Raw genomic sequence first — 20,683 nt, 5'->3', positions numbered from 1 at the left:
GCGACAGTCTCGATCAGGGAAGGACAGGACATGGAGTACCGGACACTCGGTGCCTCGGGCCTCAAGGTGCCCGCGCTCAGCTTTGGGACCGGCACCTTCGGCGGCAAGGGACCGCTGTTCTCGGCCTGGGGGAACAGCGATGTTGGGGATGCCCGGCGGCTGATCGACATCTGCCTCGACGCCGGCGTCACGCTCTTCGACACCGCCGACGTCTATTCGGACGGCGGCTCGGAAGAGGTGCTCGGCGCCGCCATCCGCGGGCGGCGCGACAAGGCGCTGATCTCGACCAAGACCGGGTTGCCGATGGGCGACGGGCCGAACGATGCCGGTCTTTCCCGTCACCGGCTGATCGGCGCGGTGGAGGCGGCGCTCCGGCGGCTCGGGACGGATTACATCGACCTGCTCCAGCTGCACGCCTTCGATGCCTTCACGCCGGTGGAGGAGGTGCTGCACACGCTGGACACGCTCGTCCGCGCCGGGAAGGTGCGTTACATCGGCGCCTCGAACTTCGCGGGCTGGCAGCTGATGAAGTCGCTCGCCGTCGCCGACCGCCATGGCTGGCCGCGCCATGTCGTGCATCAGGTCTATTATTCGCTGACCGGGCGCGACTATGAATGGGAGCTGATGCCGCTCGGCCTCGACCAGAGGGTCGGCGCGCTGGTCTGGAGCCCGCTCGGCTGGGGCAGGCTGACCGGCAAGATCCGCCGTGGCCAGCCGATCCCGCAGGGCAGCCGCCTGCACGACACCGCCCAGTGGGGGCCGCCCGTCGACGAGGAGCGGCTTTACCGCATCGTCGATGCGCTCGACGCCGTGGCGGCCGAGACCGGGCGCAGCGTTCCCCAGGTCGCCATCGCCTGGCTGCTGGCACGGCCGACCGTCTCCTCGGTGATCGTCGGCGCACGCAACGAGGCGCAGCTGCGGGACAATCTGGGGGCCGTCGGCTGGACGCTCGAACCGGGGCAGATCGCCCGTCTCGACGCGGCCAGCGACGTGATGCCCGCCTACCCCTATTACCCGTACCGCACGCAGGAGGGCTTCGCCCGGCTCAATCCGATGCCCGTCTGAGGAGTGCCGGTCTGAGGAGTGCGGGTCTTGCCGCCCCGGCGCCATAAACCGAACGGCGCGGTCTTGTAGGGCCAGGACGACGGGCCCAGCTGTGAAGCGCCCGAACCCGCGATAAAAGGACCAAGGCCCTCGTCATGATCGATCCGGACCTGCTCCGCCCCGGCCGCCAACCCCCTTCGAGCTGCCAGACGACGCGGGCGCCGACATGACGGGGCTTCCGGATTTCGCGGCCCTGGATCTCACGGCCTATGGAACCGCGCTCGCGGGCTTCATCGAGACGCACGCGGACTGGGCGGAGATCATCATCTTCCTGATGGCCTTCGCGGAGGGGCTGACGCTCGTCGGGCTTCTTATCCCCGGCGTCGTCATGCTGACCGCGAGCGGCGCGCTTGTCGCCGCGGGCGTTCTCGATTTCTGGTCGGTCTATCTGGCGATCGCGGGCGGCGCCATCCTGGGGGACGCCACCTCCTACTGGCTGGGCCGGCACTATGGCGAGCGCATGTTCCGGCTCTGGCCGCTCAGCCGGCATCCCGAACTGCGCGGCCGTGGCGAAGCCTTCTTTCTCCGGCATGGCAGCAAGAGCGTCTTCCTGGCGCGCTTCATCGGCCCGCTGCGTGCGGTGGTGCCGACGACGGCCGGCATGATGGCGATGCCCCATCGGAAGTTCCAGGCGTTCAACGTCCTGTCGGCCGTGATCTGGGCGCCGCTGCTGATGTCGCCGGGCCATCTCGCCTGGACCGGTTACGACCGGAGCGGCGTGGGCGACCGCTCCGCACCGGCCGCCGACGGCGGCATGGCGCAAGGGGCGGCCAAATCCTGCGTGCCCGCTCCGCCCGTCGAGGGCGCGCCGGAAAGAACGGGCTGCTAGCTGCTTGGCAGGTGCTGACTGTTCGGAGTGACAACTCATTTCGGGGCGGCAGATTGTACCCCTTGTGCCGATGAACGCTCCGCCGCCCTGCCCAGCCGTCCGGCCCACGGCGGTGGAGGCGTTCAAAATTCAGGCGTTTCCTCTGTCCTGCCCCGTTGCCTGACGGTCTCCGTCCTTGTTCCATTGTCCCCGCGACGCGGGCCATGCCGGCCTGTGGCCGAAAAGATACATCCGACATCGGAAATGTAATGGTGACAATGTTCCGTTTGACCCCGCCGATTTCGTCTCCATAATCCTGATTGTCTCGATTGTTCGAGCGTTGTGCGCCAGATTATGGAGGATCCGATGCGCCACACCGATGTGACCCGCAGTTCCGGCCTTTACACGGCAGCCACGGGCGCCGTCCCGGCCGCCGACCGTGTCACCGTTGTTGCCCGTCGTCCTCTCTGGCGGTTGCTCGACCTGTTGTTTTCCGTGATGGAACGGCGCAAACAACGTCATGCACTCATGGGGCTCGACGACCATCTGCTGAAGGACATCGGCGTCAGCCGGTCCGAGGCGGAGCAGGAGGTGTCGAAGCCGTTCTGGCGGGGATGAGACGATGGCCGACCGATCCATTCAGGGACAATCCGTTCAAATCGACTATGCGGTCGAACCGGAGCTGAGCGCCGACGCGTTCATCGACGTTCTGGAACGCTCCGGGCTGGCGGAACGCCGGCCCGTGGGCGACCGTCCCCGGGTGGAGGCGATGCTGCGCAACGCCGGCCTGATCGTCACCGCGCGGGCGGATGGAAAGCTGGTCGGCGTCGCCCGCTCGATCACCGACTTCGTCTATTGCTGCTACCTGTCCGACCTCGCCGTCGACCGTGCCCTTCAGGGGCACGGCATCGGCAAGGAGCTGATGCGCCGCACCCGCGACGCGATGGGGCCGGGCACCATGTGCCTGCTGCTGTCCGCGCCCAAGGCCATCAGCTTCTACGAGCAGGCCGGGCTGAAGCGGCACGAGCAGGCCTTCCTGTTCACCGATCTGGAATAAGCCCCGGACCAAGACACCGGGGAGGGGGAGCACCGCCGCCATGCCCGACACGATCACCAGCACCGTGGCCGATACGACTGGCCTCGCCATCTCCTACGCCGACGTGGCGGGGGCGGCGGAGCGGATTGCCGGCGTCGCCCACCGCACGCCGGTGCTGACCAGCCGCACCGCCGACACGCTGACCGGCGGCGAACTGCTGTTCAAGTGCGAGAATTTCCAGCGCACCGGCGCCTTCAAGATCCGTGGCGCCTACAATGCGGTGTCGCGCTTCACCCCGGTGCAGCGCGCGCTGGGCGTCGTCGCCTATTCGTCGGGCAACCATGCCCAGGCGCTGGCGCTGGCGGCGTCGATGCTGAAGGTGAAGTCCACCATCGTCATGCCTGAGGACGCCCCGGCGGCCAAGCTGGCGGCGACGCGCGGCTATGGCGCCGACGTGGTGCTGTACGACCGCTATGCCGAGCCGCCGGACGCTGCCGTCGCCCGCGTGCTGGAGGAGCGGGGCGGCGTGCTGATCCCGCCCTTCGACCATCCGCATGTGATGGCCGGCCAGGGCACGGTCGCCAAGGAGCTGATCGAGGAGGCGGGGCAGACGGGCGGGCCGCTCGACCTGCTGGTGGTGCCGACCGGCGGCGGCGGGCTGCTGTCCGGCTGCGTCATCGCCGCCAAGACGCTGAACCCCGGCTGCCGCGTCGTCGGGGTCGAGCCGGAGGCCGGCAACGACGCGCAGCAGAGCCTGCGCAGCGGCGCCATCGTCCGCATCGACGCGCCCAAGACCATCGCCGACGGCGCCCAGAGCCGCGCGGTCGGCCAGCTGACCTTCCCGGTGATCCAGCGGCTGGTCGACGACATCGTGACCGTCACCGACGGCGAACTGGTCGAGTCCATGCGCTTCTTCGCCAGCCGGATGAAGATGATGGTCGAGCCGACCGGCTGCCTCGCCGCCGCCGCGGTGATGTCCGGCAAGTTCGACGTGCGCGGCAAGCGCGTCGGCATCGTCGTCACCGGCGGAAACGTCGACCTCGCTCGCTTCGCCTCGCTGGTTCAGGCGGGCTGACCGTCCTTTTTTGAGGTGCGATAAGCCCCTCTCCCCCGGGGAGAGGGGATCTGAATCCCCCAAGACGTAAGGGATACCCATCCATGACCGGGAAAGCCATGCGCCTGCCCATTTATCAGGTCGATGCCTTCACCGACCGCGTCTTCGCCGGCAACCCGGCGGCGGTCGTGCCGCTCGAGTTCCTGGCTGCCCGACGCGCAGCTCCAGGCCATCGCGGCAGAGAACAATCTGGCGGAGACCGCCTTCTTCATCCGCAGCGGCACAGAGTTCGAGCTGCGCTGGTTCACCCCGGCGGTGGAGGTCGAGCTGTGCGGCCATGCCACGCTGGCGACCGCCTTCGTCATCTCCACCATCCTGGAGCCGGGCCGCGCGCGCATGGACTTCGCCACCCGGCAGGCCGGCACGCTGACGGTCACCCGCGACGGCGACCGCTACACGCTGGACTTCCCCAACCGCCCGCCCCAGCCGGCGGAAACCCCCGACCCCAATCTGCTGGCGGCGCTGGGCGGACCGGCGCCGGCCGCGATCCTGAGCGGGCGCGACTATCTGGTGGTCTACGACTCGGCAGAGGCGGTGCGGGCGCTGGCGCCGGACATGGCGCTGCTGTCGACGCTGGACATCTGGGCGGTCTGCGTCACCGCCCCCGGCGATGAGGAGGTCGATTTCGTGTCGCGCCTGTTCGCCCCGGCCCAGGGCATTCCGGAGGATCCGGTCACCGGCTCCACCCACTGCATGCTGACCCCCTATTGGGCGGAGCGGCTGGGCAAGACCGTGCTGAAGGCCCGTCAGGTCTCGGCCCGCGGCGGCGAGCTGCTGTGCGAACTGGCCGGCGACCGGGTGAGGATCGGCGGGCAGGCGGTGCTGTATCTCGAAGGCTCGATCCTGGTGTGAGGTTGCGATGACTGTCCAGTTCAACCGTGTGGCCCCGATCCTGCCGGTGCGCGATGTGCGTGCCGCACTCGCCCATTATTGGAGTTCTCGGCTTCACGGTGACCGCCTATGACGAGGCCGCCGCGGATCCGGTCTATGGGTTCCTCGATTGGGGCGGGGTGGGGCTGCATCTGACCCGCGTTCCCGACCTCGATCCGGAACGCTCGGTCGTCGCCTGCTACCTCTATGTCAGCGACGCTGACGCCCTGCACGCGGCCTGGACGGCGGCGAAGGCGGCCGGCCGGCTGACGGCGGTGTCCGACACGCCCTATGGCCTGCGCGAGTTCGCCCACATCGATCCCGACGGCAACCTGCTGCGGGTCGGTTCGGAAGCGGGGAGGGGCGTCGATGGCTGACGATACGGTCCTGCTGTTCTCCTACGGCACCCTGCAACAGGAGAACGTGCAGCTGGCGTCCTTCGGCCGGCTGCTCACCGGCCGGGCGGACGCCATGCCGGGCTATCGCTGCGACATGCTGGAGATCACCGATCCCGAGGTGATCCGCACCAGCGGCAAGCGTTTCCATCCCGTGGTCAGCGAAAGCGGCGATCCGGCCGACGAGGTCGCCGGGACTCTGTTCGAGCTTACCCCGGAAGAGCTGGCCGCCGCCGATTCCTACGAGGTCGCGGATTACAGGCGGGTCATGGTCCGGCTGCGGTCGGGGGCCGATGCCTGGGTCTATGTGAAGGCGTGAGACGCCCCAGCGGGATTGGCCAGCGGGATTGGCCAGCGGGATTGGATTGAAGAAGAAACGATGATCGACGGAACGCAAGGGTACGGCGACAACGCGCCGGCACTGGCCGAACAGTATGAGAGCATCACCTTCGACGATGTCCACCACGGGGTGATGCATCTCTTTCCGTCCCCGCCCGCGCGGGTCCTCGATGTCGGGGCGGGGTCGGGTCGCGACGCCGCGGCGCTCGCCGCAATCGGCCACACGGTTGTCGCGGTGGAACCGACCGACGCGCTGAGACAGGAGGGAATGCGGCTTCATGGTGGAAAACCCATCGACTGGGTCGCCGACCATCTTCCCGATCTCTCGCAGCTTCATCGTCGGAAGGATCGCTTCGACCTGATTCTCCTGACGGCCGTGTGGATGCACCTGGACGGTCACGAGCGGCGGACGGCCATGAAATCCCTGGCCGGACTTCTCGGTGCGAAGGGCCGGATCAGCATGTCGCTGCGTCATGGCCCGGTTCCCCAAGGGCGCAGGATGTTCGACGTCTCGGCGGATGAAACGATTGAACTCGCAGGCCTGCACGGGCTGGCCGCGGTCCAGGTTGCAGAGCGGAACGATATGTTGGGGCGACCGGACGTCCGTTGGAGCTTTGTCGTGCTTGAGGCGCGGACGTGAGGCTGGCCTTGGCAAGCGCCGCCGCCGTCACATGATTTTCTCGAAGCGGAACATCTCGCCGCCGCCGGGCAGGCCGGACGGGCCCGGCCAATGCGGGTCGGGGTGGTGGGCGCCGAAGAACTCGACGATCCGGAAGCCGCACTTGTTCACATAGAAGTGGATGTTGCGCTTCTCGAAATAGGGCGTGTGGGTCTGCCAGACCTGCGTCCGGGGATAGCGCCGCTCGATTGCCGTCCAGGCCTTGAAGCCCACTCCCCGGCCATGCTGCGCCGGGGACAGGAAGAAGAGGTCCAGCGAGTTGTGCTGCGTCGCCTCGTCGATCACGACGACGGCGCCGCCGACCCGCTCCTCACCGCACAGGATATGCAGAAGCTCGGTGCCCGGCGCGCCCATCGACAAGTCGAGATCGCTGCCGCGTGGGATCGAATCGTCGGGAAGGCATCCGAACGCCTCGATGACGGCGACCGCGAAGGACGCCTCCATGTCGGCCTTGAAGGCCGGCAGATCGCGTGGTTCGACGACCGCGAGCGTGACCTGAATATCCTGCATGTCCGATCTCTCGAAGCGCCTGCGGTGCCGGCCCGCCTTACGCCTCGGTCTCCATCTTCTGCTCCACCGCGGCGGCCTTGATCGCCTTTTGCAGCTTCTCGAAGGCGCGGACCTCGATCTGGCGGACGCGCTCGCGGCTGATGCCGTATTTCTGCGACAGGTCCTCCAGCGTCGTCGGCGCCTCGCGCAGGCGGCGCTCGGTCAGGATGTCGCGTTCGCGGTCGTTCAGCGCGGTCATCGCATTCGCCAGCAGCTTGCGGCGCTTGCCCAGCTCCTCGCGGTCGGCGATGGTGATCTCCTGGCTGGCGCTCTCGTCCACCAGGAAATCCTGCCATTCGCCCTCGCTCTCCGCCCGCAGGGGCGCGTTCAGCGAATGGTCGGGGCTGGCCAGCCGCCGGTTCATGTTGACGACGTCCTGTTCCGGCACGTCCAGCTTGGTGGCGATGGCCTGGACCTGCTCGGGCGACAGGTCGCCCTCCTCGATGGCCTGCATCTGGCCCTTCAGCCGGCGCAGGTTGAAGAATAGCTTCTTCTGCGCGGCGGTGGTGCCCATCTTCACCAGCGACCAGCTGTGCAGGATGTATTCCTGGATCGCCGCGCGAATCCACCACATGGCGTAGGTCGCCAAGCGGAAGCCGCGGTCGGGATCGAAGCGCTTCACCGCCTGCATCATGCCGACATTGCCCTCGGAGATCAGCTCCGACAAAGGCAGGCCGTAGCCGCGGTAGCCCATGGCGATCTTGGCCACCAGCCGCAGGTGGCTGGTGACGAGCTGGTGGGCGGCGCCGGAATCCTCATGCTGCTGCCAGCTCTTGGCGAGCATGTATTCCCGCTCCGGCTCCAACATCGGGAACTTGCGGATCTCCTGGAGATAGCGGGACAGATTGCTCTCGGACCCGATCGCCGGAAGGGTGGATGCCGTCGCCATGGTAAAACCCCTCTCCTGACAGCCGGCGTTCCCATCCGAAGGATTTCAGGGGCCGCCGCCGTTCTTCAGCGCGGGTTCCATAGGCCCCTCGCAATGAGCGGGCGAAGGAACCTCGCCATTGACGCCGAGTCTAACCAAGAAAGATTTCCCGGTGTACCGTTTTAAGCCGACTCCAGGGTGACAATTAGTTCATGAATATCCGCCGGAATTGAGGAGCGGAATGCCACAATTTCGCCACTAACCGGATGACGGAAGGTCAGGGCCGCGGCGTGCAGCGCCTGACGCGGAAACCCAACAAGGCTGGACCGCACCGGTTCCGGCAGCAGCGAGGCGAATTTGCCGCCCGGCCGCCCCGACCGCCCGCGGCCATAGAGCGGATCGCCGACCAGCGGATGGCCGATGTGGGTCAGGTGGACGCGGATCTGGTGGGTGCGCCCGGTCTCCAGCACGCATTCGACCAGCGAGGCGGCCATGCCGAAGCTCTTGACCACCCGGTACTTGGTGCCGGCCGGCTTCCCGCCGCCGGTGACCACCGCCATCTTCTTGCGGTCGGCGCTGCTGCGGCCGATGTTGCCCTCGATCCGGCCGTGGGTCGGGTTGGGCACGCCCCAGACCAGCGCCAGATAGGTGCGGCTGAGCGTGCGGTCGGCGAACTGGTCCGACAGGCCATGGTGGGCGCGGTCGTTCTTGGCGACCACCATCAGGCCGCTGGTGTCCTTGTCCAGCCGGTGGACGATGCCGGGCCGCCGCACCCCGCCGATGCCGGACAGGCTGTCGCCGCAATGGGCCAGCAGGGCGTTGACCAGCGTGCCGTCGGGGTTGCCGGCGGCGGGATGGACCACGAGGCCGGCCGGCTTGTCGACCACCAGCACGTCGGCATCCTCATAGACCACGTCGAGCGGGATGTCCTGCGCCAGCGGTTCGGCCGCATGCGAGCCCGGAACCTGCACCTCGAAGGTCTGGCCGGGTTTGACCCTCAGGGACGCGTCCGTTATCGTCCGGCCGTCGCTGCGCACGCAGCCCTGTTCCAGCAGGGCCTGCACGCGCGACCGCGACAGGTCCGGCAGGCCCGCCGCCAATGCCTTGTCCAGCCGCTGGCCCGCCGCCTCGTCGGGGATGGTGTGGGCGAGCAGCTGGGGAGCGGCGTCGGCAGGGGAGCCGGCGTCGTCGTCCGCATCGAGGAAATCGTCGGGCAGATCGTCCGGCATCTGGTCGTCAGGCATATCGGCTGGCATCGGCTTCGCGTATCGCGTCCTGTTTCAATCGTCCGGGAGTGGACCCCAAACCGTGCAGATCCTCAAGGTACTCGTCGTCATCATGGGCGTTCTCATCCTCGCTGGCTTCACCTTTCTGGGGGTGGAGCTGTACAAGCGGATGTCGGATCCCACCCGCGCCTCCCTGACGGCCACCGCCCCGGCGCCGGTTCCGGCCGAACGCCCGGCCGAGGTGACGCTGGACGTTCCGGCCGGCGCCCGCATCGGCGAGATGCTGGTGGCCGGCAACCGCGTGCTGTTCAAGGTGACCCTGCCGCAGGGGCCGGACCGCCTGTATCTGATCGACCCGCGCAACGGCGCCGTCACCGCGACGGTGACCGCCGGCAAGTGACCGTTTCCCCCTATCCGGACACAGATGATGCATGATTTCCGCAGCGACAACGTCGCCGGTGCCGCCCCACAGGTGATGACGGCGCTGGCCGCCGCGTCCTCCGGCACCGCCTCGCCCTATGGCAACGATCCCTGGACCGCGCGGGTGACCGAGCGGCTGTGCGCGATCTTCGAGACCGAGGTCGCCGTCTTCCCGGTCGCCACCGGCACGGCCGCCAACTCGCTGGCGCTGTCGGCGCTGGTGCCGCCCTACGGCGCGGTGCTGTGCCATGACGAGGCGCACATCACCATCGACGAATGCGGCGCGCCGGAGTTCTTCACCGGCGGCGCCAAGCTGGTGCCGCTGGCCGGCGCGCATGGCAAGCTGACGCCGGACATCGTGTCTCGCCACATCGCCAAGGCCGGCGTCGGCGTCGTCCACCGCGTCCAGCCCGCCGCCCTCAGCCTGACCCAGGCGACCGAGGCCGGCACCGTCTATACCCCGGCGGAGGTCGAGGCGCTGGTCGAGGTCGCCCATGCCAACGGCATGGCCGTGCATATGGACGGCGCCCGCTTCGCCAACGCCATCGCCCGGCTCGGCTGCAAGCCGGCCGAGGTGACGTGGCGGGCCGGGGTCGACGTGCTGACGCTGGGCGGCACCAAGGGCGGCTGCCTCGCCGCCGAGGCGGTGGTGTTCTTCAACCCGGCGATGGCCGAGGATTTCGGCTTCGGCCGCAAGCGCGGCGGCCATCTGGTGTCGAAGATGCGCTTCCTGTCGGCGCAGCTCGACGCCTGGCTGGAGGACGGGCTGTGGCTGCGTCTGGCGGCGCATGCCAACGCCATGGCCGACCGTCTGGCCGAAGGGCTGACGGCGCTGCCCGGCGTCGAGCTGGCCCATCCGGTGGAGGCGAACGAGCTGTTCGTCCGCCTGCCGGCGGTTTATGCCGAGGCGCTGGAGGCGGCGGGCTATGGCTTCTACCGCTGGGACGACGGCACGGCGCGGTTCGTGACGGCCTTCGACACGCCGGCGGCTGTCGTGGACGGATTGCTGGGTATTTTGCGCAGCCTGTAAGAAAAGGCTTGATCGGTGGGCCGGGCTTCGTTAGAAACCCGCCCACGCCGATGACGTCCCCATCGTCTAGAGGCCTAGGACACCGCCCTCTCACGGCGGTAACAGGGGTTCGACTCCCCTTGGGGACGCCAACCTTCCAAGGTTGGATCGCGCGGCCGGTGGCAGCCTCCACCGCCGCGACAAGCATCGGGACCAGACGTCCCCATCGTCTAGAGGCCTAGGACACCGCCCTCTCACGGCGGTAACAGGGGTTCGACTCCCCTTGGGGACGCCATCCACGCGCTGGATGAGTTTTTGAGCGCGGGCTTGAAGGTACAACGTCCCCGTCGTCTAGAGGCCTAGGACACCGCCCTTTCACGGCGGCGACACGGGTTCGACTCCCGTCGGGGACGCCACTTTTCCTGCAGTTGCCGCTTTTGATGAATTTTTCTGATTGGCTCAGGCGCGTGTGATACACATGCCTGACACTTTGTGCTGCGCACTTGATTGCTTCGCTTGTAGGTTTGACGCTTTGATCAAACTGAAGTGAGAGGCCAATGCGGACCCTCTACATTGATCACAGTGTGGTCTCGCACGAATCTTTGTGGCAAGACATCCACGAATCGGTTTCCGCTGGAACAGTCCGGTTGGCTCTGTCGATGTGGAATCTTGTGGAAATTGGACGAGCGAATGATCATTCCCAGAGATTACGTAGATTAAAATTTTTGAATGAAAATAAGCCATTTTGGATTATAGAAAGAAGAGACATCCAAAAGCAGGAAGTTAAGCGGTTTATTTGGGAAAATTATTATAATATACAATCGTATGCCGTAATTTCAATTGTCCCATATCTATCTATGGCTGTGTCAATCGTTCCGGGGTGTCTGCCTCAAATTGGGTTAACGCCGGAAAAGTTTATAGAGAGTATAGATTTCGCTGATCTTAATCATTACAGGCATTTCTCTCCAGACGCATTGCGCACGATACAAAATTTTGATTTTTCTGCCATAAAAGCAAAAGAGAAAGAAGTTTTCAGGGTTTGGATTTCTCTGTCGCTACCAGATGTATCCCCTGAAAATCGTATCTTTACGAAGTTAGAAAAGGAAGATTTATTGGAATTCTGCGTAAGAAATAAAGATAAATTCTTCAATGAGTGCCCATCATTTTTGATTGAGCATAACCTAACCATTGCCAGAACAAAAAATAAGAAGAGAAATCCTCAAGCGTCAGATGGTGAGGATTTGCAACATGCTGTCGTGGCACTATCCTATTGCGATCTCTTTTACTCAATGGATGGCTTCCTTGTGCAGTGTGCGCAAGCTGCTGTTCAGAAGAGCAAGAGCCGTGCTCGAGTATGTGGAAGCCGAGAGGAATTCATCAAATACATCAAATATGATGCTATCATTTCAACACCCCCGTCTGATACAGCGTCACCCTGATCCCCCCGTTCGACACCGACACCCCGCCTTCCTGGAACGGCAGTTCCGTCGCCTTCGCCAGGGCGGCTTCGTTGGTGACGATGCCCACGCGCCAGCCGGCGAAGCGGGTTTTCAGCGTCTGGCCCATGGCGTGGTAGAGCGGGATCAGGGACTTGCCCTCGCCGATGCGGGCGCCGTAGGGCGGGTTGACGATGACGAGGCCGGGCGGACCCTCCGGCGGGGTCAGGTCGCTGATGGCGTGGTGGGCGAAGTCGGTCCAGGCGCCGACGCCGGCCCGCTCCGCATTGGCGCGGCTCATCGTGACGGCGCCGGCGTCGCGGTCGCTGCCGTAGAAGCGCACGGCCGGCGGCGTGACCGTGGCATTGCCGCGCAGGTCCTGCCAGCGGGCGGGGTCGAACGTGGCGAGCTGCTCGAAGGCGAAGGAGCGGGAGCGGCCGGGCTTCAGGCCGGCGGCGATCTCGGCCGCCTCGATGACGAAGGTGCCGGAGCCGCACATCGGATCCACCACAGGCATCGGCTCGCGCCCGTCATAGCCGCACTGGCGCAGGAACAGGGATGCCAGCGTCTCGCGCATCGGCGCCTTGTTGACCGCCTCCTTGTGGCCGCGCTTGTGCAGCGACTCGCCGGAGCTGTCGACGCTGATGGTGCAGAGGTCGTCGTCGATCCGTGCCTTGATCTGGACGGCTCGGGTGTCGTCTTCCGGAGCGTCCCCGGAGTTCTTTTCGGCGGACTTTCCGGTCTTCTTGGGCGCCGCCTTGACGATGGGGGCGCCGAGTTCCTCGGCGATGGCGCGCTCGATGCGCTGGGCGGCGGCGCCGGCATGGTAGATGCGCGACGCCTTGCAGGAGGCCTCGACCCGCACCGGCACGTCGGCGCGCAGGATCTCGGCCCAGGGAACGCGGCGGGCGCGCTTGTCCAACTGGGCCAGATGCAGGGCGCGGAAGCTGGCGATGCGCGCCAAAACGCGGGTGGCGCCGCGCAGCTCCAGATTGGCGCGCCAGACCTCCGGCCAGCCGCCGGTGACCGTCACCCCGCCCTTAACCATGGTGGGGTCGGTGAAGCCGCGGTCGCTGGCCTCCGCGCACAGCACGGGTTCCAGGCCGGGGGCGGCCACCAGGAAAATCTCGAAAGGCTGGGCGGGGCTGGTCGGGTCGGTGTTCATGCGCCTACATAGCCCGAAGGGCCGGCTTCCATCGACAGGATTCTCGCAAAACAGCCGGATGTCGCCGGCGCGAAGGCCCGGCTGTTGACGCCGGACTGCCGGCCCCTATGATCGGATTGGAACACGAACAATCAAGCCGGCTTGCGATTCCGAACATGGACCGGGCCGGGCAGCAGGGGAAGGACGCGCGTCATGACCGCCACTGAGATCGACACCTGGCCCGCCGACCTGCTGGCGCAGGAGTTCCGGGATAAGCGGGTCCTGGTCACCGGCAGCAGCCGCGGCATCGGTGCTGCGGTGGCGGCGGCCTTCGCCCAGCTCGGCGCCCGCGTCGCCATCCATGGCCGCGACCTTGCGGCGGTGGACGCGGTGGCGGCCGGGATGGGAGACGGCGTGATCGGGCTGGCCGGCGACTTCGCCGACAAGGGGCAGACCCGCGCGGTGGTGGAGCAGGCAATCGACCGGCTGGGCGGGCTGGACGTGCTGGTCAACAATGCCGGCACCATGCTGGGCCGGGTGGCGCTGGCCGACATCGACGACGGCTTCCTGCAGGAGCAGTTCGACCTGAACGCCGCCTCGGCGGTTGTCGCCAGCCGCAGCGCCCTGCCGGCGCTGATCGCGTCCAGGGGGGCCATCGTCAACACCGGCTCCATCTCCGGCCGCACCGGGGGCAGCGCCGGCTCGTCGCTCTACAGCGCCGCCAAGGCCTTCCAGGCCAGCCTCGCCCGCTCGCTGGCGACGGAACTGGCACCGCACGGCATCCGCGTCAACGCGGTGTCGCCCGGCACCATCGACACCGACTTCCACCAGCGCTACTCGACCGCCGACAAGCTGGCGCAGACCGCGGCGCGCATTCCGCTGAAACGGCTGGGGAGGGCGGAGGACTGCGTCGGCGCCTACCTGTTTCTCGCGTCGAACCGGCTGGCTGGATACATCACCGGCCAGACGATAGAGGTGAACGGCGGTCAGTATTATAACTAATGGGCGTATTTCCGCAATTGCGAAGGTCGAGCTTTGGCAAAATGCAAAGCAATCTCAATGATTTTGGCAAATTGCGAAGGATGAGACCGGCTTTCATTGGAGAAACGGCGATTTCGCAGGATAAAAAAACATCGCGGCGTTAAGGGAGCCTTGGCATTGTTCTTGTAGGGTACCTCGTCGACAACCGGCCGTCCGAAAGATCGGAGATCGCCCGTAGCCGGATCGGAAACAGCCGGATCAGAAGACGAGGGTCCCAGTGATGAACGCCGCCAGCCCCAACCAGATGACCGCAGCCCGGCCGACCAAGGCCGGTCCCTTCGCCAACCTGCGCACGGCGACCAAGATCTACACCGGCTTCGGCGTCACGCTGGCGCTTCTGGTCGGGCTGGGGGCGGTATCCTGGAGCGGCTTGCGGTCCAGCGACGATGCGCTCCGCCGCTATGCGGCGCAATCGCACGTCGCGATGGCGGTGGCCGAGGCCGACACCAACATCTCCGATGCGCTGGGGGCGGCGGAGGAGTTCGTCTCCAGCGGCTCCGGCGATGTGGCCAACCGTTTCCGCGGCGAAATGGACAAGTTCCGCCGGAAGCTGGAGGACGCCACGGCGCGGATGACCGATGCGGGCGACCGTCAGGCGGCGCAGGAGATCGCCGGCCTGCACCAGACGCTGACCGTCGGGTTCGACCGGCTGGTCGCCGCGAGGACCGAGCGCGACTCCATCGTCGCGTCGGTGGTGAACACGCTGGGCGCCGACATCCGCCGCACGCTGAGCGACACCGTCAAGGCGGAGAAGGACGGCGGCGACCTGGACCGCACGGTGCGGGCGGCTGACGTCAGCGAACAGTTCCTGCTGGTCCGCGTGCTGGTCGCCCGCTTCGTCGCGGAAACCAAGGCGGAGGATCTGGCCCGGATCCGCAAGGATCTGGGCGACCTGACGGCGAAGGCGAACGGCTTGCGCGACGGCATCGCCGACGGCCCGGTCAAGGCCAAGCTGTCGGACGCGGTGGCCAAGCTGCCGGCCTATGGCGCCGGCATCGACCGCATCGCCGTGCTGAGCGACCAGCTGAAGTCGCTGAACACTGAAACGTTGGGCAATGCCGGCAAGCAGATCAACGACAAGATCGGCCTGATCCGCGACCATTCCACCAGCTTCCTGTCGCAGCTGGAGGTCACCGCCGCCGCCGAGGTGTCGGCGGCGGAAGCGCGCGGCACCGCCGTGACGGTGGTCGCCGTCCTGCTCGGCCTGCTGCTGGCCTGGGCGATCTCGCGGGCGATCACCAGGCCGCTCGGCAACATCACGCGGGAAATGGGCCGGCTGGCCGAGGGCGACCTGACGGTGACCGTCAGCGACGACGACCGCCGCGACGAGATCGGTGCGCTGGCCCGCGCGCTCCAGATCTTCAGAGACGAACGCGCTGGAGATGGAGCGGATGCGCAGGGCGCAGGAGGAGAGCGAGCGGCAGGCCGCCGCCCAGCGCCGCCAGACGATGATGCAGATGGCCGACACCTTCGAGCGGACGGTGAAGGGCATCGTCGACACCGTCGCCAACGCCGCCACCGGCATGCGCGATGCCGCGACGGAGCTGACCGCCACCGCGCATGAGGCGAGCGAGCGGTCGCTGCTCGTCGCCTCGGCCTCCGAGCAGGCGTCCGCCAACGTCCAGACCGTCGCCACCGCGACGGAGGAACTGTCGGCCTCGATCTCCGAGATCGGCCAGCAGGTGGAGAACTCGACCCGCATCGCCACCCAGGCGGTGGCCGACGCCACCGGCGCCGACCGCACCATGCGCGATCTGGTCACCGCCGCCGAGCAGATCGGTGCCGTGGTCGAGCTGATCAGCGGCATCGCAGCGCAAACCAACCTGCTGGCGCTGAACGCCACCATCGAGGCGGCGCGGGCCGGCGAGGCCGGCAAGGGCTTCGCCGTGGTGGCGAGCGAGGTGAAGGCGCTGGCCAACCAGACCGCCAAGGCCACCGACGAGATCCAGGCCAAGGTGCAGGAAATCCAGCAGACCACCGGCGGCGCCCAGAGGGCCATCGGCAGCATCGGCAAGACCATCGGCCACATGAGCGAGATCACCACCGCCATCGCCGCCGCCATCGAGGAACAGGCCGCCGCCACTCGCGAGATCGCCTCCAGCGTCACCCAGGCCGCCCAGGGCACCGAGGAGGTGTCGAGCAACATCGCCGGCGTCAGCACGGCGGTGCACGAGACCGGCGACGCTGCCGGCCGCGTCCACGGCACCTCGCAGGAGCTGGCCGTCGAGGCCGAGCGCCTGCGCAAGGAGGTCGGCACCTTCATCGCGACGGTGCGGGCGGCGTAGGGCTACGGCCGATGCGGGCCGGGGCCGTGCTCCGCGGGGAGGAAGACCGGCACCACCGCTTCGACCCGCCCGGCGACCCGGGTGCGGTGGATGGGGATGCCGTAGAGCCGGGCGAGGTTGGCTTCGGTCATCACGGCGTCCGCCGGACCCTGGAGATGCTCCTCCACCCCCATCATCAGCAGCGCCTCGTCGGCGACGCACAGCGCATGCTGGGGCAGATGGGTGCTGAACAGGATGGCGTGGCGCCCGTCGCGGCGCAGCCGCTCGATGACCTTCAGCAGCAGAGCCTGGTTGGCGAGGTCGAGCGCCGAGGCCGGCTCGTCGAGGATCAGCAGGTCGGCCCCCGTCACCAGGGCGCGGGCCAGCATGACGATCTGCCGTTCGCCGCCCGACAGGCGGCTGAACGGACGCTCGGCGAAGCGCAGGCCGTCGACCTGGGCCAGCGCCTCCTCCGCCGCGCGGTAGTCGGCGCGGCCGGGCGCGCCGAACAGGCCGATGCGCCGCGCCCGCCCCATCACCACCACGTCGAGGCAGCGGTAGGGCACCGTGTCGCCGATCGACTGCGAGACGTAGCCGATGGCGGCCGGCGCCTGGCGGCGGCCCTCGGCCAGCGGCAGCAGCCCGGCGAGCGCGCGGATCAGCGTGGTCTTGCCGCGGCCGTTGGGGCCGAGCACGGCGAGGCAGCGGCCGGCCGACAGGGCGAGGCCGAGATGGCGGAAGATCCACCGCTCGCCGCGCCGCACCCCGGCATCCTCCAGTCGGATCTCCAGCCTGCTCATTCGCCCATCTCCTGCTTCTGCCGGCGCCGCAGCAGCAGCGCGAAGATCGGCGCGCCGACGATGGCGGTCAGCACGCCGAGCGGGATTTCCGCCGTGGTCGCGGTGCGGGCGATGGTGTCGATCAGCAGCAGATAGGCCGCGCCCATCAGCGCCGAGGCCGGGATCAGGATGCGGTGGTCGGACCCGACCAGCAGCCGGGCGAAATGCGGGACCACCAGCCCGACCCAGCCGATCACGCCGGAGAAGGCCACCACCGTCGCCTCGACCAGCGCCACCGCGGCGAAGATCAGCCAGCGGTCGCGCTCCACCCGCACGCCCAGCATGCGGGCGTCGTCCTCGCCCAGCGACAGCAGGTTGATGCGGAAGCGCATCGCCCAGATCGCCAGCAGCCCGGCCAGGATCACCGGCACCGCCAGCAGGGTCTGGCGCCAGCCCGACGCGGCGAAGCTGCCCATCAGCCAGAAGACGATGGCCGGCAGCGAGCTGTCGGGGTCGGCGACGAACTGCGCCATCGACACCAGCGCGCTGAACAGCGCCGAGACCACGACGCCGGTCAGCACGACGGTGACGACGCCGCTGCGCCCGTCGATGCGGGCGAGCAGCCCGACCAGCAGCAGGGCGGCACAGCCGGCGACGAAGGACAGCCCGACCAGCGCCGCCCCCGACAGGCCGAGCAGGATCGCCACCGCCCCGCCGAGCGAGGCGCCCGACGACACGCCGAGGATGTGCGGCGACACCAGCGGATTGCGGAAGACGCCCTGCAGGGCGGCGCCGCACAGCGCCAGCCCGGCGCCGCAGGCCGCCGCCATCAGCACGCGCGGCAGGCGGACGAGCAGCACGATGCGCTCCTGGAGCGAACTCCAGTCCGACTCCAATCCACCGGGCAGCAGTTGCGCCGCGACGATGCGCAGCGCGGTGACCGGCGGGATGGAGAGGCGGCCGGCGCACAGCGCCACCAGCATCATCGCCAGCAGCCCGACCGCCATCGCCGCCAGCAGCCAAGGGCGGCCGGGCAGGGAGGCGGCAGCGGTGCCGGAAACGGCATCAGGGGCCGACGATGCGGTCATAGTTCAGCGCCCCCCGGTTGACGTCGGCCAGCAGCAGCCGGTCGATCTCGGCGTCGGTCGGCTCAAGGCCATAGACCAGCCCGATGCCGCGCCGCACCTCGGCCCGCAGGTCGTAGCCGTTGGCGTCCGGGTGGAACAGCTTGGCCAGCCACAGCCAGAACAGCGGGTTCTCGGCGTTCGGCGGCTCCCAGCGGAAGGCGCCGACCGGCACCTTGTAGACCCGGCCCGCCTTCGCCGCGGCGGTGCCGGAGAGCAGCGGGTCGTTGCGGATGTCGGCCGGCTGCAAATCGCGGTCGGCGCTGTTCAGCAGGATCACCTCCGGGTCCCAGATCATGATCTGCTCGGCGGTGACGGTGATCGAGCCGCTGCGCTCGGCGGCGAGGTTGCGGCCGCCGGCCGCGGCGATGGCGAAATCGGTCGGCGTCCCCTTCCCGGTCACCACCAGATGGCCGGCGAGCCTGGAGAGGAAAAGCACCGTCGGTGTCTTGACGGCAGTCAGGGCCGTGGCCGTGGCCGGGGCGGGGCGGCGGATGCGCGCCAGCACCTCGTCCCGCCAGCCGATCAGGGCCCCGGCCCGTTCGGGATGCCCGGTGAGGTCTGCCATCAGCCGGATGTTGCGGCGGGTGGTCTCCTCATCGCCATAGACGACCAGCGCGGTCTTCAACCCGGCCTCGGCCAGCGGCGACACCACCTGCGCCCCCAGCTCGCCCCGTTGCAGGACGAGGTCGGGTTCCAGGGCGGCGATGGCCTCGACATTCGGCATGAAGGCCGACTTGCCGGCGCTGAGCAGCGAGGCGGGAAGCCGGTTCAGCCGCGGAAACAGCCGGCCGAGCAGGCCGCCCTTCGCCACCTCGCCCACCGTCTGGTGCATGCCGACCAGACGGTCGGCCGAACGGTCGGCGGCGATCACCGTCGGGGCGGAGGGGGCGGGAAGCGCCACGATCCGCTCCGCCGGCTTCGGCAGGACAATTTCGTTGCCGGCGAGATCGGTCGTGCGGATCTCCGCCGCCCCACTCTCCGCCGCTCTGGCCAGACCGGGCGACAGCACCAGCAATAAAACGGCGGTGGCCAGGGAGAATGGCGGGATGACGCGCATCAGAAGCTGACCCGGGTCTGGAACACCGCCTGCAACGGCTCGCCGATGGCGACGCCGAGATTGTTGACCGCCGAGGTGTAGTAGGTCTTGTCGAAGATGTTCTTGACGTTGACCTGGAAGCTGACCGGCGTGCCGTGGACGTCGGTGTCGTAGGCGGCGAAGGCGTCGGCGACGACGTAGGAGGGCAGGTAGAAGCTGTTGGCGGCATCGCCGGCGCGCTTGCCGGCATAGCGGGCGCCGCCGCCGACACGGAGCGCATTGCTGCCCAGCACCGGGCCGAGGTCGTGGGTGACGAAGAGCGAGGCGGTGCTGCGGGCGACGTTGGCCAGCCGGTTGCCCCGGTAGAGCGGATCCTTTGTCACCTGGGCGTCGAGCAGGCTGTAGCTGCCGATGACGCTCCAGCCCGGCGCCACCTCGCCGGCGACATCCAACTCGAAGCCGCGCGAGCGCACGGCACCGGCGGTGCGGTTGACGGTGAGGCCGTTGACCACCTCCGAATAGAGCACGTTGCGCTTGCGCAGGTCGAACAATGCTGCGGTGGCGGTCAGGCCGCGGGCGAGCTCGACCTTGGCGCCGACCTCGTAGGCATCGCCCTCCTCCGGCGGTAGGGCGCCGAGATAGCTGGAGATCGAGGAGTTCGGGCGGAAGCTCTGGCTCCAGCTGGCATAGACCGACGCATCGGGCGTCACCTTGTAGACGACGCCGGCCCGGGGCACGAGCTTGCCGTCCTGCACGTCGGTGTTGGCGCGGAAGGGCCGCCCGCGGCCGGCATACTGGTCGTAATACTGGTAGCGCAGGCCGCCCAGCACGATCCAGCGGTCGCCAAGCTCGATCGAATCCTGGGCATAGACCGAGGAGGTTTCCAGCCGTTCGGTTCTGGTCGCTGTCGGTCGCCACCACGTTGCGGCTGGTGGGCAAGCGGCCATAGACCGGCCGGTAGATGTTGAAGGCGGCGGAGGTCGGGCCGCGGATCAGGTCGGTGCGCAGCGTGTCGCTGTAATCGTAAGAGGCGCCGAACAGCAGCTGATGGCGCAGGCCGGCGAACGTCACCTTGCCGTTGAGGTCGGCGCGGACGGCATGGACGTCGACGTTGGAATCCTGCGTGGCGTCGGCGCGCCGGGTCAGCACCCCGGTGCGGGCGTTGTAGGCGGTGACGCGCGCCTGATCGTCCTTGTACCAGTTGTGGCTGTAGGCGTAGTTGGCGCTGACGGTCCAGTCGGAGTCGATCTTGTGGCTGATGCCGATGCGGGCGAGATGGGTGAAGCCGCTGGTGACGTTGTAGGGTTCGTCGAAGCGTTCCCGCTTCGACACCGGCACCGCCTTGCCGGTCGCGGTGTCGAAGATGGTGCCGCGGTCGAACGGCACCTGATAGCGGGTGTATTCGTAGCCGAGCGTGACCGTGGTGTCGTCGCCGTACC

Annotated in this window: 23 protein-coding genes and 3 tRNA genes; 18 read left to right on the top strand and 8 right to left on the bottom strand. The window is 67.8% G+C overall.

Features of this window, described 5'->3' with window-relative positions; translation table 11 throughout:
• Positions 1–30: 30 nt before the first annotated feature.
• The 9 genes from ACWPN3_RS07350 to ACWPN3_RS07310 all read left to right on the top strand — a co-directional run bounded on the left by ACWPN3_RS07350 (position 31) and on the right by ACWPN3_RS07310 (position 6,306).
• The gene (locus ACWPN3_RS07350) at positions 31–1,065 is read left to right on the top strand and encodes an aldo/keto reductase (RefSeq protein WP_492261203.1); all 1,035 of its coding nucleotides are present in this window, start codon (positions 31–33) and stop codon (positions 1,063–1,065) included.
• Between the two features lie 205 nt (positions 1,066–1,270).
• Positions 1,271–1,933: a DedA family protein gene (locus tag ACWPN3_RS07345; RefSeq protein ID WP_492243812.1), complete on the top strand. Its 663-nt coding sequence runs from the start codon at positions 1,271–1,273 to the stop codon at positions 1,931–1,933.
• A gap of 345 nt (positions 1,934–2,278) precedes the next feature.
• Positions 2,279–2,530: a DUF1127 domain-containing protein gene (locus ACWPN3_RS07340; protein WP_492243813.1), complete on the top strand. Its 252-nt coding sequence runs from the start codon at positions 2,279–2,281 to the stop codon at positions 2,528–2,530.
• Between the two features lie 4 nt (positions 2,531–2,534).
• Positions 2,535–2,969 (top strand): GNAT family N-acetyltransferase, encoded by a 435-nt coding sequence (locus tag ACWPN3_RS07335; protein ID WP_109446771.1) that lies wholly within the window; start codon positions 2,535–2,537, stop codon positions 2,967–2,969.
• Between the two features lie 40 nt (positions 2,970–3,009).
• Positions 3,010–4,023, top strand: coding sequence for a threo-3-hydroxy-L-aspartate ammonia-lyase (locus tag ACWPN3_RS07330; protein WP_109446769.1), 1,014 nt, complete (start codon positions 3,010–3,012; stop codon positions 4,021–4,023).
• A 123-nt stretch (positions 4,024–4,146) separates the two neighbouring features.
• Positions 4,147–4,914 (top strand): PhzF family phenazine biosynthesis protein, encoded by a 768-nt coding sequence (locus ACWPN3_RS07325; protein WP_492261202.1) that lies wholly within the window; start codon positions 4,147–4,149, stop codon positions 4,912–4,914.
• A gap of 59 nt (positions 4,915–4,973) precedes the next feature.
• On the top strand, positions 4,974–5,309 hold the full coding sequence (locus ACWPN3_RS07320) for a bleomycin resistance protein (protein ID WP_492261201.1): 336 nt from the start codon (positions 4,974–4,976) through the stop codon (positions 5,307–5,309).
• Positions 5,302–5,646 (top strand): gamma-glutamylcyclotransferase family protein, encoded by a 345-nt coding sequence (locus tag ACWPN3_RS07315; protein ID WP_109446762.1) that lies wholly within the window; start codon positions 5,302–5,304, stop codon positions 5,644–5,646. Before ACWPN3_RS07320 ends, ACWPN3_RS07315 begins: the two co-directional genes overlap by 8 nt.
• Positions 5,647–5,706: 60 nt before the next feature.
• Positions 5,707–6,306 carry a class I SAM-dependent methyltransferase gene (locus tag ACWPN3_RS07310; protein WP_492243817.1) on the top strand — a complete coding sequence of 200 codons (600 nt, stop codon included), beginning with the start codon at positions 5,707–5,709 and terminating at the stop codon, positions 6,304–6,306.
• Between the two features lie 27 nt (positions 6,307–6,333).
• Here the strand turns inward: ACWPN3_RS07310 and ACWPN3_RS07305 are convergent, their stop codons facing one another.
• The 3 genes from ACWPN3_RS07305 to ACWPN3_RS07295 form a co-directional block, all read right to left on the bottom strand.
• Positions 6,334–6,855, bottom strand: coding sequence for a GNAT family N-acetyltransferase (locus ACWPN3_RS07305; protein WP_109446758.1), 522 nt, complete (start codon positions 6,853–6,855; stop codon positions 6,334–6,336).
• Between the two features lie 37 nt (positions 6,856–6,892).
• Positions 6,893–7,783 carry an RNA polymerase sigma factor RpoH gene (gene rpoH / locus ACWPN3_RS07300; RefSeq protein ID WP_109446756.1) on the bottom strand — a complete coding sequence of 297 codons (891 nt, stop codon included), beginning with the start codon at positions 7,781–7,783 and terminating at the stop codon, positions 6,893–6,895.
• A gap of 161 nt (positions 7,784–7,944) precedes the next feature.
• Complete coding sequence (locus ACWPN3_RS07295; RefSeq protein WP_492243818.1) at positions 7,945–9,006, bottom strand: RluA family pseudouridine synthase; 1,062 nt, start codon at positions 9,004–9,006, stop codon at positions 7,945–7,947.
• A gap of 64 nt (positions 9,007–9,070) precedes the next feature.
• Here ACWPN3_RS07295 and ACWPN3_RS07290 point away from each other — a divergent pair, with 64 nt between their 5' ends.
• From ACWPN3_RS07290 to ACWPN3_RS07265, 6 genes are all read left to right on the top strand, one after another.
• Positions 9,071–9,388 carry a hypothetical protein gene (locus ACWPN3_RS07290; protein ID WP_109446752.1) on the top strand — a complete coding sequence of 106 codons (318 nt, stop codon included), beginning with the start codon at positions 9,071–9,073 and terminating at the stop codon, positions 9,386–9,388.
• Positions 9,389–9,415: 27 nt separating this feature from the next.
• Complete coding sequence (locus ACWPN3_RS07285) at positions 9,416–10,438, top strand: threonine aldolase family protein (RefSeq protein WP_492244005.1); 1,023 nt, start codon at positions 9,416–9,418, stop codon at positions 10,436–10,438.
• A gap of 55 nt (positions 10,439–10,493) precedes the next feature.
• Positions 10,494–10,569: transfer RNA gene (locus ACWPN3_RS07280), tRNA-Glu, on the top strand.
• Between the two features lie 67 nt (positions 10,570–10,636).
• Positions 10,637–10,712 (top strand) — tRNA-Glu (locus ACWPN3_RS07275).
• Positions 10,713–10,757: 45 nt separating this feature from the next.
• Positions 10,758–10,833, top strand: a tRNA-Glu gene (locus tag ACWPN3_RS07270).
• A 231-nt stretch (positions 10,834–11,064) separates the two neighbouring features.
• Positions 11,065–11,856, top strand: a complete 792-nt coding sequence (locus tag ACWPN3_RS07265) for a hypothetical protein (protein WP_492243819.1) — start codon at positions 11,065–11,067, stop codon at positions 11,854–11,856.
• On the opposite strand, the gene ACWPN3_RS07260 is transcribed toward ACWPN3_RS07265, so the two are convergent.
• Positions 11,819–13,018, bottom strand: a complete 1,200-nt coding sequence (locus ACWPN3_RS07260) for a THUMP domain-containing class I SAM-dependent RNA methyltransferase (RefSeq protein ID WP_492243820.1) — start codon at positions 13,016–13,018, stop codon at positions 11,819–11,821. The two genes, ACWPN3_RS07265 and ACWPN3_RS07260, sit on opposite strands and share 38 nt — an antisense overlap.
• Before the next feature lie 192 nt (positions 13,019–13,210).
• Between ACWPN3_RS07260 and ACWPN3_RS07255 the strand changes: the two genes are divergently transcribed.
• The 3 genes from ACWPN3_RS07255 to ACWPN3_RS07245 all read left to right on the top strand — a co-directional run bounded on the left by ACWPN3_RS07255 (position 13,211) and on the right by ACWPN3_RS07245 (position 16,323).
• Entirely contained in the window at positions 13,211–13,999 is a 789-nt protein-coding gene (locus tag ACWPN3_RS07255; protein ID WP_109446744.1) for an SDR family NAD(P)-dependent oxidoreductase, read from the top strand.
• Positions 14,000–14,258: 259 nt separating this feature from the next.
• A complete protein-coding gene (locus ACWPN3_RS07250; RefSeq protein ID WP_492261200.1) occupies positions 14,259–15,602 on the top strand; it encodes a HAMP domain-containing protein in 1,344 nt (447 codons plus the stop codon).
• The gene (locus ACWPN3_RS07245; RefSeq protein WP_492261199.1) at positions 15,496–16,323 is read left to right on the top strand and encodes a methyl-accepting chemotaxis protein; all 828 of its coding nucleotides are present in this window, start codon (positions 15,496–15,498) and stop codon (positions 16,321–16,323) included. The genes ACWPN3_RS07250 and ACWPN3_RS07245 overlap by 107 nt, the downstream gene beginning before the upstream one ends.
• A gap of 2 nt (positions 16,324–16,325) precedes the next feature.
• Here the strand turns inward: ACWPN3_RS07245 and ACWPN3_RS07240 are convergent, their stop codons facing one another.
• The 4 genes from ACWPN3_RS07240 to ACWPN3_RS07225 are packed head-to-tail and all read right to left on the bottom strand — an operon-like array spanning position 16,326 to position 20,191.
• Entirely contained in the window at positions 16,326–17,102 is a 777-nt protein-coding gene (locus tag ACWPN3_RS07240) for an ABC transporter ATP-binding protein (RefSeq protein ID WP_109451348.1), read from the bottom strand.
• Positions 17,099–18,169 (bottom strand): FecCD family ABC transporter permease, encoded by a 1,071-nt coding sequence (locus tag ACWPN3_RS07235; protein ID WP_492243822.1) that lies wholly within the window; start codon positions 18,167–18,169, stop codon positions 17,099–17,101. Before ACWPN3_RS07235 ends, ACWPN3_RS07240 begins: the two co-directional genes overlap by 4 nt.
• A complete protein-coding gene (locus tag ACWPN3_RS07230; protein ID WP_492244006.1) occupies positions 18,147–19,265 on the bottom strand; it encodes an ABC transporter substrate-binding protein in 1,119 nt (372 codons plus the stop codon). The genes ACWPN3_RS07235 and ACWPN3_RS07230 overlap by 23 nt, the downstream gene beginning before the upstream one ends.
• Positions 19,265–20,191: a TonB-dependent siderophore receptor gene (locus tag ACWPN3_RS07225; protein ID WP_492244007.1), complete on the bottom strand. Its 927-nt coding sequence runs from the start codon at positions 20,189–20,191 to the stop codon at positions 19,265–19,267. The genes ACWPN3_RS07230 and ACWPN3_RS07225 overlap by 1 nt, the downstream gene beginning before the upstream one ends.
• Positions 20,192–20,683 lie beyond the last annotated feature (492 nt).

Source organism: Azospirillum sp. UENF 111221 (assembly GCF_058780625.1).
Note: the sequence above shows the minus strand (reverse complement) of the source record. Positions and strands in the feature narration are given on the sequence as shown.

Excerpts from the sequence above, each read along its gene's own strand:
- rpoH (WP_109446756.1), bottom strand. The coding sequence starts at position 7,783 with ATGGCGACGGCATCCACCCTTCCGGCGATCGGGTCCGAGAGCAATCTG.
- ACWPN3_RS07345 (WP_492243812.1), top strand. The coding sequence starts at position 1,271 with ATGACGGGGCTTCCGGATTTCGCGGCCCTGGATCTCACGGCCTATGGA.
- ACWPN3_RS07315 (WP_109446762.1), top strand. The coding sequence starts at position 5,302 with ATGGCTGACGATACGGTCCTGCTGTTCTCCTACGGCACCCTGCAACAG.
- ACWPN3_RS07245 (WP_492261199.1), top strand. The coding sequence starts at position 15,496 with ATGGCCGACACCTTCGAGCGGACGGTGAAGGGCATCGTCGACACCGTC.
- ACWPN3_RS07250 (WP_492261200.1), top strand. The coding sequence starts at position 14,259 with ATGAACGCCGCCAGCCCCAACCAGATGACCGCAGCCCGGCCGACCAAG.
- ACWPN3_RS07285 (WP_492244005.1), top strand. The coding sequence starts at position 9,416 with ATGCATGATTTCCGCAGCGACAACGTCGCCGGTGCCGCCCCACAGGTG.
- ACWPN3_RS07325 (WP_492261202.1), top strand. The coding sequence starts at position 4,147 with ATGCCTTCACCGACCGCGTCTTCGCCGGCAACCCGGCGGCGGTCGTGC.
- ACWPN3_RS07310 (WP_492243817.1), top strand. The coding sequence starts at position 5,707 with ATGATCGACGGAACGCAAGGGTACGGCGACAACGCGCCGGCACTGGCC.
- ACWPN3_RS07295 (WP_492243818.1), bottom strand. The coding sequence starts at position 9,006 with ATGCCTGACGACCAGATGCCGGACGATCTGCCCGACGATTTCCTCGAT.
- ACWPN3_RS07350 (WP_492261203.1), top strand. The coding sequence starts at position 31 with ATGGAGTACCGGACACTCGGTGCCTCGGGCCTCAAGGTGCCCGCGCTC.
- ACWPN3_RS07305 (WP_109446758.1), bottom strand. The coding sequence starts at position 6,855 with ATGCAGGATATTCAGGTCACGCTCGCGGTCGTCGAACCACGCGATCTG.
- ACWPN3_RS07235 (WP_492243822.1), bottom strand. The coding sequence starts at position 18,169 with ATGACCGCATCGTCGGCCCCTGATGCCGTTTCCGGCACCGCTGCCGCC.
- ACWPN3_RS07225 (WP_492244007.1), bottom strand. The coding sequence starts at position 20,191 with ATGGCCGCTTGCCCACCAGCCGCAACGTGGTGGCGACCGACAGCGACC.
- ACWPN3_RS07340 (WP_492243813.1), top strand. The coding sequence starts at position 2,279 with ATGCGCCACACCGATGTGACCCGCAGTTCCGGCCTTTACACGGCAGCC.
- ACWPN3_RS07230 (WP_492244006.1), bottom strand. The coding sequence starts at position 19,265 with ATGCGCGTCATCCCGCCATTCTCCCTGGCCACCGCCGTTTTATTGCTG.
- ACWPN3_RS07240 (WP_109451348.1), bottom strand. The coding sequence starts at position 17,102 with ATGAGCAGGCTGGAGATCCGACTGGAGGATGCCGGGGTGCGGCGCGGC.
- ACWPN3_RS07335 (WP_109446771.1), top strand. The coding sequence starts at position 2,535 with ATGGCCGACCGATCCATTCAGGGACAATCCGTTCAAATCGACTATGCG.
- ACWPN3_RS07255 (WP_109446744.1), top strand. The coding sequence starts at position 13,211 with ATGACCGCCACTGAGATCGACACCTGGCCCGCCGACCTGCTGGCGCAG.
- ACWPN3_RS07330 (WP_109446769.1), top strand. The coding sequence starts at position 3,010 with ATGCCCGACACGATCACCAGCACCGTGGCCGATACGACTGGCCTCGCC.
- ACWPN3_RS07260 (WP_492243820.1), bottom strand. The coding sequence starts at position 13,018 with ATGAACACCGACCCGACCAGCCCCGCCCAGCCTTTCGAGATTTTCCTG.